Origin of the sequence: Paenisporosarcina macmurdoensis (assembly GCF_042658845.1) — a bacterium.
Classification (GTDB): domain Bacteria; phylum Bacillota; class Bacilli; order Bacillales_A; family Planococcaceae; genus Paenisporosarcina; species Paenisporosarcina macmurdoensis.
Genome location: NZ_JBHSRI010000002.1, coordinates 398,415 through 411,269, shown reverse-complemented (window position 1 = coordinate 411,269; position 12,855 = coordinate 398,415). Strand labels below are relative to the sequence as shown.

The 12,855-nt window shown below is 38.0% G+C and carries 11 protein-coding genes; 3 read left to right on the top strand and 8 right to left on the bottom strand.

Annotation, left to right across the window (positions count from 1 at the left end; all coding sequences use genetic code 11):
- Positions 1-60: 60 nt before the first annotated feature.
- The 6 genes from ACFPYN_RS01855 to ACFPYN_RS01830 all read right to left on the bottom strand — a co-directional run bounded on the left by ACFPYN_RS01855 (position 61) and on the right by ACFPYN_RS01830 (position 7,754).
- The gene (locus ACFPYN_RS01855) at positions 61-888 is read right to left on the bottom strand and encodes a polysaccharide deacetylase family protein (protein WP_377732193.1); all 828 of its coding nucleotides are present in this window, start codon (positions 886-888) and stop codon (positions 61-63) included.
- A 986-nt stretch (positions 889-1,874) separates the two neighbouring features.
- Entirely contained in the window at positions 1,875-3,287 is a 1,413-nt protein-coding gene (lpdA, locus tag ACFPYN_RS01850; RefSeq protein WP_377732192.1) for a dihydrolipoyl dehydrogenase, read from the bottom strand.
- Between the two features lie 4 nt (positions 3,288-3,291).
- Positions 3,292-4,707, bottom strand: a complete 1,416-nt coding sequence (locus ACFPYN_RS01845) for a dihydrolipoamide acetyltransferase family protein (RefSeq protein WP_377732191.1) — start codon at positions 4,705-4,707, stop codon at positions 3,292-3,294.
- 40 nt (positions 4,708-4,747) lie between these two features.
- Positions 4,748-5,725 carry an alpha-ketoacid dehydrogenase subunit beta gene (locus tag ACFPYN_RS01840; protein ID WP_377732190.1) on the bottom strand — a complete coding sequence of 326 codons (978 nt, stop codon included), beginning with the start codon at positions 5,723-5,725 and terminating at the stop codon, positions 4,748-4,750.
- Between the two features lie 3 nt (positions 5,726-5,728).
- Positions 5,729-6,850 (bottom strand): pyruvate dehydrogenase (acetyl-transferring) E1 component subunit alpha, encoded by a 1,122-nt coding sequence (gene pdhA, locus ACFPYN_RS01835; protein ID WP_377732188.1) that lies wholly within the window; start codon positions 6,848-6,850, stop codon positions 5,729-5,731.
- Between the two features lie 256 nt (positions 6,851-7,106).
- On the bottom strand, positions 7,107-7,754 hold the full coding sequence (locus tag ACFPYN_RS01830) for a YkyA family protein (RefSeq protein WP_377732187.1): 648 nt from the start codon (positions 7,752-7,754) through the stop codon (positions 7,107-7,109).
- Between the two features lie 138 nt (positions 7,755-7,892).
- Here ACFPYN_RS01830 and def point away from each other — a divergent pair, with 138 nt between their 5' ends.
- The gene (gene def, locus ACFPYN_RS01825) at positions 7,893-8,447 is read left to right on the top strand and encodes a peptide deformylase (RefSeq protein WP_377732185.1); all 555 of its coding nucleotides are present in this window, start codon (positions 7,893-7,895) and stop codon (positions 8,445-8,447) included.
- 34 nt (positions 8,448-8,481) lie between these two features.
- Here the strand turns inward: def and ACFPYN_RS01820 are convergent, their stop codons facing one another.
- Positions 8,482-9,252 (bottom strand): Cof-type HAD-IIB family hydrolase, encoded by a 771-nt coding sequence (locus ACFPYN_RS01820; protein WP_377732184.1) that lies wholly within the window; start codon positions 9,250-9,252, stop codon positions 8,482-8,484.
- Between the two features lie 277 nt (positions 9,253-9,529).
- Between ACFPYN_RS01820 and ACFPYN_RS01815 the strand changes: the two genes are divergently transcribed.
- Positions 9,530-9,739: a DNA-dependent RNA polymerase subunit epsilon gene (locus ACFPYN_RS01815; RefSeq protein WP_377732182.1), complete on the top strand. Its 210-nt coding sequence runs from the start codon at positions 9,530-9,532 to the stop codon at positions 9,737-9,739.
- A gap of 5 nt (positions 9,740-9,744) precedes the next feature.
- Complete coding sequence (rnjA, locus tag ACFPYN_RS01810; protein WP_377732181.1) at positions 9,745-11,412, top strand: ribonuclease J1; 1,668 nt, start codon at positions 9,745-9,747, stop codon at positions 11,410-11,412.
- Between the two features lie 727 nt (positions 11,413-12,139).
- Here the strand turns inward: rnjA and ACFPYN_RS01805 are convergent.
- Positions 12,140-12,799 (bottom strand): potassium channel family protein, encoded by a 660-nt coding sequence (locus ACFPYN_RS01805; RefSeq protein WP_108584426.1) that lies wholly within the window; start codon positions 12,797-12,799, stop codon positions 12,140-12,142.
- Positions 12,800-12,855: the final 56 nt, after the last annotated feature.

The window sequence follows — 12,855 nt, the reverse complement described above, 5'->3', positions numbered from 1 at the left end:
GATAAAGGATGGCTCAGCCTTTTTAGTATGAAGAAATATGGTGTGGTTTTTGCTTTACGATTATTCAGTAGATACGCCTTGAATCGTATCTGGATCAATCATTTCATACCCTTTACCACGTAGACCTTCAACAATTCCTTTTAAGGCGGCTGCAGTCCAAGTACGATCGTGCATCAATAAGTTAGCACCGTTCGTCAAGTATTCGGTATTCACCATAATATCAGATAAAGCGGCCGCATCTTGATATTGAGATTCCCAGTCATAGCCGTATGTCCAATTCATTAAAAGCATACCTTGTTCTTTTACTAATGCTTTGCTGAAATCCGTATTTGATCCGAATGGCGCACGGAAGAATTTTGGTTTCTCACCAATTACCGCCTCAATAGTTTCACTGACTTGCATGATTTCTGCTCGCTGTTGTTCCTCAGTAAGCTCTTTTAAATTTGCATGTGTTTGTGTGTGATTTCCAATTGCAAAGCCCATGTTGTGAATTGCTTTTAATACGGCTTTTTCTTCATCTGTATCTAAAAAGTGTCCATTTACAAAGAAGATTGCGGGTGCATTTAATGCTTTTAACGTTTTTGCCATTTCTAATGACCTTTTATCTGGTGCGTCATCAATTGTTAATAAAACAACTTTAGAGGGTGCATCAGCAATTGGTTTAAACGACCAATTGGCTTCATTTAACGTATATAAGGGTTCAGCCGTTACTTCTTCTTCAGGTACTACTTCTTCAACAGTTTCTTCTTCCGTAACTTCCTCTTCGACAACTTTTTCTTTAGTTTCTTCTTGTGCAGGTGCAGATACTGGTGTGTCTACTTCTTTTTCTCCACATGCCGCTAGCATTAGCGCTAAAAAACTCAAGCTCATTAATTTTGTGTAATTCATGTTGTATCACCGTAATCCTTTCAGAAATAATTTTAGCAAAATTCGACAATTCATTCCACCATCTTATTAACAACGATGAACCAACTTGCTAAATAAGTATGTATTTAGTTCAAAACCTACCGATGATTGTTTAGGAAGTTAGTTTTTTCTGGTCGCTTCAGACGCTTCATTATCTCCCACACCTTGTTTTAGAGGACTAATTGGGATATTCGGCCGAATTTTTCAATCACTTTATAAAAATAGTTGTGACACTAAAAAATAAACGTTGGTAGATACAGATTATCCTGCTTTCTATTCTTTTGAAAAATCTCAGTCTGACTTTTCGGCGTTGACGTCTGAAAAAATGGCGTTGACGTCTGAAAAAAACGCCTCGACGTCTGAAAAATAGGCCTCGACGTCTGAAAAACATTTATATCACAAAATACAGGCCTATACATTTACACAGTTAAGTTTTCAAGTCGCTACGGACGCATCCTAGTCTACATCTTGGTCTAGAAAGTAAAGGATAGGCTTGTAGTATTGCTTCACTAAGCTTTAACTCCATTTATAAGCCTTCAAACAGGCTTGCGTGCCTCCTTCCTTCTCTTGTAACCAAGTCGAGCATAGTACGTATCGTTTGGTTTACTAAAGAATTGTTGATTTCTTTATGTAGTGATTCGCCCGAAGACTCGATTTCGGCCACTATCTGCTTAATTAATTTTCAGACCACTTTGTAAAATGGATTTATTAATGCGTGCCAGTCAGTGTAAGTCACAATTACTTCTAAAGATGTGTCTCTTTATCTGTGAAATGCATTGTCGCGGAAAATCTATCCTGGTAAGAGAAACGAAAGCATCCAAGACGCCCTATTCCTTATCCTTTAGGAAAACATGCAGCACAGCGCCTTCCTAATGCCCCCTAAAACCTGATAGATAATATATTCAGTTGTAAAAATATGCACTAAAAAAACCGTACAGGATAATCCTGTACGGTTCGAGAAACTCATTTTATTTTGAAAGGATATGAATTGGGTGACCCATTACAACTTCAGCAGCTTCCATTGAGATTTCTCCCAATGTTGGATGCGCATGAATGGTCATGGCAATGTCTTCAACCGTCATGCCCGCTTCAATTGCTAATGCAAGCTCAGCGATCATATCAGAAGCACCTTGACCAACGATTTGAGCACCAAGCAGTAAACCATCAGATTTACGTGAAACAAGCTTCACGAATCCTTCAGGAGTGTTTAATGCTAATGCACGACCGTTTGCTCCGAATGGGAATTTCCCAGCCATAACTTCAAAGCCTTCTTTTTTAGCTTGCTCTTCGTTTAAACCAACTGTTGCTAGTTCCGGATCTGTGAAACAAACAGCTGGAATGGCTAAATAATCCACTATAGAAGTTTGTCCTGCAATGACTTCAGCTGCTACTTTACCTTCATAAGAAGCTTTATGAGCAAGTTGAAGTCCTGCAACCACGTCACCAATTGCAAAAATGTTTTCGATGCTTGTACGAACTTGTTTGTCCACTTCGATCAAACCACGTTCGCCCATTTTAATACCTAGTTCTTCAAGACCCATCTCATCCGTGTTCGGACGACGACCAACTGTTACTAATACATAATCCGCTTCGACTTTCTTCTCTTCGCCGCCTGCTTCAAATGTAACAATTACGCCAGATTCTGTTTCTTCAACGCCTTTAGCTACTGCCTTAGTGACAACTTCTACGCCTTTTTTCTTCAAGCCTTTTTTGACAATTGATGTCATTTGCTTTTCAAAACCAGCTAAGATATCGTCTCCGCCTTCAACAATAGTTACTTGAGAACCAAGGTTTGCATAAGCTGTACCAAGTTCAGTTCCGATATACCCGCCGCCAATAACGACTAGTTTTCCTGGAATTTCAGTTAGACTCAATGCAGTTGTAGAGCTCAAGACACGTTTAGAAAACTTGAATGATGGAATTTCAACTGGTCGAGAACCAGTTGCGATAATCGCATGTTTAAATTTGTACGTTTGTGATGATTTTTCGTCCATTACACGAACCGTGTTTGCGTCAACAAAGTAAGCTTCACCAAGAACAACATCGACTTTATTTCCTTTTAGTAAACCTTCAACTCCACCCGTTAATTTCTTAACGACACTGTCTTTGAACGCTTGTGCTTTTGAAAAGTCGATAGTAACTTCAGATGCTGTAATTCCCATATCATCTGAGTGTTTTGCTTGTTCAAAACGGTGACCGACTGAAATTAACGCTTTTGATGGAATACAACCAACGTTTAAACAAACGCCACCAATATGTTCTTTTTCAACAATTGTTACTTTTTGGCCAGTTTGAGCTGCACGAATTGCTGCAACATAACCGCCAGGGCCTGAGCCAATAATTAGCGTATCTGTTTCGATTGGAAAATCTCCTACTACCATGATTTTACGCCTCCATTAATAAAAGTTCTGGATTGCTAAGCAAACGCTTAATGTTATTTAATGCGTGCTGAGCAGTCGCACCGTCGATCATTCGATGATCAAAGCTCAAAGATAATGCTAACACAGGAGCCGCTACAATTTCACCATTTTTTATGACAGGTTTCTCTGCAATACGACCAATTCCTAAAATTGCAACTTCTGGATGGTTAATTACTGGAGTGAACCATTGTCCACCAGCTGAACCAATATTCGTGATTGAACATGATGCACCTTTCATTTCAGAAGGTGATAATTTACCATCACGCGCTTTTCCACCAAGTGTATTAATTTCATCTGAAATCGCAAATACTGATTTGCGGTCTGCGTGTTTGATGACTGGCACTACCAAACCTCTTTCTGTATCTGCCGCAATTCCGATATTGAAATAATGTTTTTGGATGATTTCACTAGTTTCATCGTCAAGAGAACGATTGAATTCTGGGAATTCACGAAGTGTATTCACTAATGCTTTTACCACATATGGTAAATACGTTAACTTGATATTTTTTTCTAATGCTAATTCTTTGAATTTCTTACGATGAGCAACAAGTTCTGTTACATCTACTTCATCCATCAATGTTACATGTGGAGCTGTATGTTTCGAGTGAACCATCGCTTTCGCTATAGCTTTGCGCATTCCAGACATCTTCTCGCGAGTCTCTGGGAATTCTCCTTCTAAAGCAGGAGCTGCAGGTTTTGCTTCTTTTTTAGCTGTTTCTTCATTTGATGATGTTTCTTCATTTGAAACAACCTCTTCTTGAGTTGTTGTTTCAGACGCTTGTCCACCATCCATAAATGATTCGATATCAGCTTTCATGATACGACCATTTTTACCAGAACCATTAACTTGAGAAATTTCCACTTCATTGTCACGTGCAAATTTACGAACCGAAGGCATCGCAATAACACGACCATTTGGATCTTTTTCTGCCTTTGGTTGTGCTTCTGTTTTTGGAGCAGCTTTTGATGAATCTACCGCTTCTTTTTCAGGAGCTTGTTCTTTTGCAACAGGAGTCGCTTCTTTTTCTACTGCTTGACCAGCTTCTGCAGTCGCTTGAACTTGAGCTTCTGTCTTTTCTTCTACTTTTTCTTCTGCTTTAGGCTCGTCTTCATGATCACCTTTAAACTTAAGATCTTCATAGCCTGGTGCATCAATACGGATCAATATTTGTCCTACTGTTGCAACTGTGCCTTCTCCCACGATTACTTCTTCTACTTTTCCTGCTACTGGAGAAGGAATTTCAACGACAGCTTTATCGTTTTGTATTTCACATAAAATATCATCTTCACCGATAGTATCGCCTGCTTTGACGAACCACTTTACGATTTCACCCTCATGTATACCTTCACCGATATCCGGTAATCGAAATTCAAATGCCACAAAATTCACCCTTTCTATTGTGAGTGTTTATTAAATAAAATTAGAATGTTAATACTTTTTTCGCTGTAGCAATAATATCTTTAGCGTTCGGTAACCACACTGTTTCTGCTTGTGAGAATGGGAATATTGTATCCGGTGCAAATACGCGTAATACTGGTGCTTCTAGACTTAAGATGGCACGTTCGTTTATTTCAGCTACTACATTTGCAGCAATACCAGCTTGTTTTTGAGCTTCTTGAACAACGATTGCACGGCCTGTCTTTTCAACAGATGCGATGATTGTTTCAATATCTAATGGTTGAATAGTACGCAAGTCGATTACTTCTACTGAATAATCTTCTTTTTCAAGTTCTTCTGCAGCTTTTAAGCTATCATGAACCATTGCACCATAAGCGATAATTGTTAAATCTTTACCTTCACGTTTCACTTCTGCTTTACCTAAAGGAATTGTGTACTCTTCTTCTGGTACTTCTTGTCGGAATGAACGATATAACTTCATATGTTCTAAGAAGATAACTGGGTCATTATCACGAATGGCAGAAATTAATAAACCTTTTGCATCGTAAGGAGAAGATGGAATAACAACTTTCAAACCAGGTTGAGCTGCCATTAATCCTTCTAAACTGTCTGCATGCATTTCTGGTGTATGAACGCCTCCACCAAAAGGTGAACGAATCGTTACTGGTGCGTTATATTTACCACCACTACGGAAACGCATACGCGCTAATTGGCCACTAATAGAATCCATAACTTCATATACGAAGCCGAAGAATTGGATTTCAGGAACGGGACGGAAGCCTTCTAAAGATAAACCAACTGCTAAGCCACCAATAGCTGACTCTGCAAGTGGTGTATCGAATACACGATCTTCCCCAAATTCTTTTTGTAAACCTTCAGTTGCACGGAATACCCCGCCGTTATTTCCTACGTCTTCACCGAAGACGAGGACGTTTTCATCATTCTTAAGCTCTGTACGGAGTGCATCCGTAATTGCTTGAATCATCGTCATTTGTGCCATCGGTTACTTCGACTCCTTCTCTTTGTAAATTTCGTATTGTTCTTTTAAGTTGTATGGCATTTCAGTATTTGGATCGTACATAAATTCCATCAAATCTGTCACTTTTTGTTTCGGAGCAGCATCTGCTGTTTTAATTGCATCTTTAATTTCTTCTTTAGCTTGCTCAATAACTTCATTTTCTTTTTCTTCATTCCAAAGGCCTTTTGCTTCTAAGTACGTACGGAAACGAACCAATGGATCTTTCTTTTCCCACTCAGAATCAGTATCTGAAGTACGGTAGCGAGTTGGATCGTCACCTGCCATTGTATGAGGACCGTAACGGTAACATAAAGTTTCAATTAATGAAGGACCTTCGCCATTCACTGCGCGCTCTCTTGCATCACGAGTCGCCACATAAACTGCTAGTGGATCCATTCCATCAACTAAGATACTTGGAATACCTGCTGCAATTCCTTTTTGAGCGATGGTCTTAGCAGCTGTTTGCGCTTCACGTGGTGTTGAGATTGCAAATTGGTTATTTTGAACGATGAAGATGGCTGGAGAACGGAAAGCTCCTGCAAAATTCATCCCTTCATAGAAATCACCTTGAGAAGAACCACCGTCACCTGTATATGTGACTGCAACTGATTTTTTCCCACGCTTTTGCATACCAAGTGCTACGCCCGCAGCTTGGATGAATTGAGCACCAATAATAATTTGTGGTGGCAATACTTTTACATCTTCAGGAATCTGATTACCCATGAAGTGTCCACGAGAGAATAAGAAAGCTTGTGATAAAGGAAGACCGTGCCAAATTAATTGTGGTACATCGCGGTATCCTGGAAGAATAAAATCTTCTTTTTCAAGAGCGAAGTGAGAAGCCAATTGTGAAGCTTCTTGACCAGCGGTTGGTGCATAGAAACCTAAACGCCCTTGTCTGTTTAAAGAAATTGAACGTTGATCAAGTATACGTGTGTACACCATACGACGCATTAACTCTGTTAATTCTTCATCTGATAATTTCGGATCTGCATCTTTGTTAACGATTTCGCCTTCTTCGTTTAAAATCTGAAACATTTCAAATTTTTCTTCGATTGCTTTTAGTACTTCTACTGGACCTACTTGCTTAGCATTTTTTGCTACCATGTTAACACCTCTCCTTATATAACTGTATTAAAAATCCTTAAAATTCTAAGTGATACAATGTTCATTCTTCCCTAGTATACTCAACTTTAAATTGGTGGTCAATCTATGGGAACTCTAGTTATATAAGACCTTATTATTTATTATGTATTCAATCAATACCGAACTGTACTAGTACAAAAAAGCATCTGTATCATACAATATAGAGACATCCACATGTCCTCCATTACACAAAAAACGACCTCACAAGGAGATCGTTTTACTTTTCTTCGTCCAAAGAATCATACACAGACGATTTCATTTCATTAAGTTTTTTTGTAGCTTCGTTAAACGCATTGATTGCGGATTGCACAACGTCATTTTGTTTATTGACCAATATTACTTGTTCTTGAAGTTGAGCTTGTTGCGTTTCTTCATCCTCTAGCATGTCATAAAGCGTAATTTGTAAGTCCGTTAATTTTTGGTATTCATTACTCACAATTTCGTGTGCTTCATATCGATCGTTGATTGAAGCCTTCAAATCTAGTAAAGATGTTTTCACGACTTCGTCTTTGGTGTCTTCCACTAAGTCTTCAAATGACGTTAAGGAGTCTTGTGCTTTTCCAATCGACTCGTTTTCCTCATTAAGTAAAGTTAATCTTTCAGTTAGTGAAGCTTTTAATTCTTCAACTTTTAATGCCACGTCACCTTTTTGTTGTTGTGTCAACTCCATGGCTGCGTTAAAAGTACTTTGTTCTTTTTTTTCTAATTCAGCTAATTGTTGTTGTGCGTCACGGTATCCTTGTTCCTCTTCATATACTTTTTCTAATGAAGCTGATAACTTTTCTTCACTAGAAGATGCTCCCATTGAGCACGCTGATAGTAATAGGGTAGTGGAAAGAAATGTACCAATTACAATTTTTTTCATTTGAAAACCTCCTAAATCATTTACTACTATAGACCTTCAAGGAAAAAATTTCAACATTTTAAAGTTCCTCTTTTTGTTGCACGAACGTTATCCTTCGTTATACTTATTAAAGAATATACGTTGGAAAGGAAGACCCAGATGTTTGAAATGAAAGATATTATTCGCGAAGGACATCCAACTTTGCGACAAAAAGCTCAAGAAGTAGATTTTCCATTATCTATTGAAGATGCAAAATTAGCACATGACTTACATGAATATGTGAAAAATAGCCAAGACTCCGAGATGATTGAACGTTATGATTTACGTCCTGGTATTGGCATTGCTGCACCTCAAGTAAATGTGTCGAAGAGAATTTTTGCTCTTCACTTACCAGATGATGGATCTAAATTAAGTATTGTTGCAATTAACCCAAAAATCATTAGCCACTCTGTCGAAAAAACCTACATTTCTGTGGGTGAAGGTTGTTTATCTGTAGACCGAGTTATTGAAGGACATGTCCCAAGATATGCGCGCATTACGGCTAAAGGCTTGTATCCTGATGGAAGTGAATTTAAACTTCGTTTAAAAGGATTAGCTGCTATAGCATTTCAACATGAACTCGATCATTTGAACGGAGTCATGTTCTTTGATCGAATCAATAAAGAAAATCCTTTCGCAGAAATTCCAGATTCAGTGCCATATGAACGAAACTAAGAAAAAGATTCCCAAAAATAATTGGGAATCTTTTTTATATTAGTTTCAAATATCTCATTGCATTCACTAATCCATCTTCGTCCACATGTGTGGTAACGTGTTGTGCTCGTTTAAGTGCCTCTTCATGACCATTCCCCATCGAAACGCCAAATCCTACAGTTTCCAACATTTCAATATCGTTTAATCCGTCTCCAAATGCAATCGTATCTTTGATGGCGATGTTGTATTTTTCACATAAAAATTTAATCGCATTTGCTTTTGAAGCTCCAGTAGGCAAAATATCAACAGAGACACGATGCCATCTAACAAATTTTAAATACGGAAACGTTTTATGATACGCATCCTCTTCTTCCATAGAACAAAAGACCAACGCTTGGTAAATTGGTTGATTCAGAAAAAAATCTTTTTCGTATGTTGGATGCGGAAACTTTAAAGTAGTTATACTTTCTTCAATATGTGGATGGTAAGCAATAGAAGCAATCATTTTTTCGGCATTCATATATACGATCGGATGATTTTTTCTCTCTGCAAATTCTGAAACTAGCTTGAGTTGCTCTTTATTAATTTCATTATGAGAAACTACTTCATTTTTATAAACTACATACTGTCCATTAAAACAAATATACGAATCAATTTCTAACTCTTTTAAAACATCTTGAATCATAAATGGCGCTCGACCCGTAGCAATAAAGACTTCATGACCATTTCTTCGAGCTTCAAAAATAGCTTCCTTCGCTTTAGAAGGTAGCTGTTTATTGGAATCATAGAGTGTGCCATCTATATCAAAAAATAAAAACTTCTTCATATTCTATTCATCCTTCCTCTTGCAAGAAGTGTACTAAATACAAGTAGCCTTTACAAAAATCAAAATATTCTGTATAATGTATCAGAGGAGTGATTTGCCATGTTAAAACGTCTAAAAAGAAAGATTTTAAGACGGTTAGGCGGCATACTCGGGAAAAAAACGATTGCATAATTTTTTGCCCTGCTATTTATAGTAGGGCTTTTCTTTATTTTAAAAGAGGCACGTGATAATATAAAGAGAATGAAATTATTTTGAACGTGAAAAAGGAGACCAAAATATGATTTACAAAGTATATTACCAAGAGAACGTGCTTGAAGTGCCAGTTCGCGAAAACACACTAAGTCTTTACATCGAAGCATCCTCTGAACGTGAAGTTCGTTACACGCTGAAGGATCGCAAATATAATATTGAATTTGTTCAGCTACTTGAAGGTAATCATTTATCTTACGAGCAAGCTAGCGAAAACTTTAAAGTGGAGAAAAAATAAGACTTATGAAATTTGTTAAGAATGATCAAACAGCGGTTTTCGCACTCGGCGGACTGGGCGAAATCGGCAAAAACACATATGGCGTTCAATTCCAAGATGAAATAATTTTAATTGATGCAGGTATTAAATTTCCAGAAGATGAGTTACTCGGGATTGATTACGTTATTCCTGACTACTCGTATCTCGTGAAAAATGTAGACAAGATTAAAGGTCTATTTATTACACATGGTCACGAAGATCACATCGGTGGTATTCCCTATTTGCTTAAACAATTAAATGTACCAATTTACGGGGGCAAACTAGCTCTTGGTTTATTACGTAATAAACTTGAAGAACATGGCTTATTACGTACGACAAAAATGCATGTTATTACAGAAGATGAAGTGATTAAATTCCGTAAAACATCTGTTAGCTTCTATAGAACGACACATAGTATTCCAGATGCATTTGGTATAGTTGTCAAAACACCACCTGGAAATATTGTTCATACTGGAGATTTCAAATTTGATTTCACTCCAGTTGGAGAACCAGCAAACATAACGAAAATGGCTGAAATCGGCCGTGACGGAGTGTTATGTCTTTTATCTGACAGTACGAATGCAGAAGTACCAGATTTCACTATGTCTGAGCGAAAAGTTGGAGAAAGCTTATCGGAGATTTTCCGTAAAGTAGATGGTCGTATTATTTTCGCAACTTTCTCTTCAAATATTTATCGTTTACAACAGGTAGTAGAAGCAGCTATTCACCACGGACGTAAAATTGCTGTTTTTGGCCGAAGTATGGACAATGCAATTACAATCGGACGTGAATTAGGCTATATTAACGCACCTAAAGAAACGTTTGTTGATACACAAACATTAAATCGTCTTCCCGCAAGTGAAGTGATGATTTTATGTACGGGTAGTCAAGGCGAACCAATGGCTGCACTTTCTCGTTTAGCTAATGGTACACATCGTCAAATACAAATCCAGCCAGCGGATACAGTCATTTTCTCTTCTTCTCCGATTCCTGGTAATCGTAGTAGCATAAATCGCACAATCAATTTATTATTCCGTGCTGGAGCAGATGTTATTCATGGTTCATTGAATAATGTTCATACTTCAGGTCATGGTTCTCAACAAGAACAAAAATTGATGCTGCGTTTAATGAAACCAAAATTCTTTATGCCTATCCACGGTGAATATCGTATGTTGAAAATACATACCGAATTAGCCGTTGATTGTGATGTTGAGCCTGAGAACACGTTCATAATGGACAATGGTGACGTATTAGCTCTTAGCCAAAATGAAGCAGCTGTTGCTGGTCGCATCCCTTCTGGAGATGTTTACATCGATGGAAGCGGAATTGGTGATGTTGGTAATATCGTATTACGTGATCGTCGAATTCTATCTGAAGAAGGGTTAGTTATTGTCGTTGTGACAACTGACCAAGAACGTCAAAAGATTGTATCTGGACCAGACATCATTTCTCGTGGATTTGTTTATATGCGCGAATCAGGAGCTATGATTAATGAAGCTCAACACATGTTAAATCGTCATCTACAAAAAACGATTCAATCAAAAGCCACTCCATGGTCAGAATTGAAAAATGAAATTACAGACGTTTTAGGACCGTATTTATATGAAAAAACGAAACGTCGCCCAATGATTTTACCAATCATCATGGAAGTGTAATCAATATAAAAAAAGCTGTGCAGATATCACATTTAGTGATATTCTGCATAGCTTTTTTAGTTTACATATTATGACTGACTAATTATAGCAAATTAACGAAATCACTCATGCGGTACAGATTTCCGTAGCAGTTGTTAGTAGTGGCAGGGAGTCACAATTTGTGAGGCAATCGTGGCTCTTCACTACTTCGGGCAATTAGCATTTACTCACTTTAATGAACTTACCCCCGGGACAGACGCAACCACCGTTGATTCCCCTTAAAGTTGAATACACATTATCAATTAGGTTTCCGGGGAGCTTTGGAAAGCACTGAACTGCACATTTACCTAATGAATTAGTAAGAGGTCGATGTGACAATGTCACACCGACCTCCCACTATTACAGGTAATCTTGCGGATCGGTTGCTTTAGTCGCTCCCCTACAACCTTCTGGCAAATTATTATTTTATTTTGGTTTACTAATGAATCGACACTATACTTTGAGGAACCAAACAGCCGAAGATGCCATTTCGGCGGCTACCGCATTTCTTTACTTTGGAGAGTATCTATCAATAACGAGTACGCGAGAGTGGTGAAGAAAGCCATCGTTCGTTTTTCAATAAAGAGTGTGTTAACTCAAATCTTGAAAATTAAAGAAGCCGAAAGAGGCCGAAGATGCAGAAACTAGTTTCCGCATCTTCGGCCTCTTCACCTTCAGCGTCGAGCCTGAATGGCTCCTCCGCTTTTCTTTAGTGCATTGCTTTTTTCTCGAATCGGATAATATCGGCGTCTGCACCAATGACAATCAAGACGTCGTTAATGAGGATTTTTTCGTCAGCTTGTGGTGATACTAGAATCTCTGTACCACGTTTAATACCAACAATGTTAATCCCGTATTTAGCACGAATATCAAGGTCAATTAATGTGGAACCAGCTAATATTTCATTGGCTTTTATCTCCATAATTGAGTGCTCATCAGACAACTCTAAATAATCAAGTACATTATTTGTCATAATGTTATTGGCAATTCGAATACCCATATCACGTTCTGGATGCACCACTTGATCTGCGCCTATTTTGCGTAATACTTTTTCATGGTAATCATTTTGAGCTTTTACCGTGATTTTATTTACGCCTATTTCTTTTAGCATCAAAGTTGTTAAAATACTAGATTGTATGTCTTCACCAATCGCTACAATTACATGTTCAAAGTTACGAATACCTAGTGATTTTAATACAGATTCATCCGTTGTATCTGCAACGATTGCCTGTGTAGCAATTGAAGCAAATTCATCTACACGGTCAGCAAATTTATCAATGGCCATAACGTCTGCACCTTGATCAATAAGCTCGCGAACAATACTTCCACCAAATCGACCTAACCCGATAACTACAAATTCTTTTTTCATCTTTCAACCTCCGTACAGAACGAATGGACATAGTGTATCACAACTTTGGTAGTCGC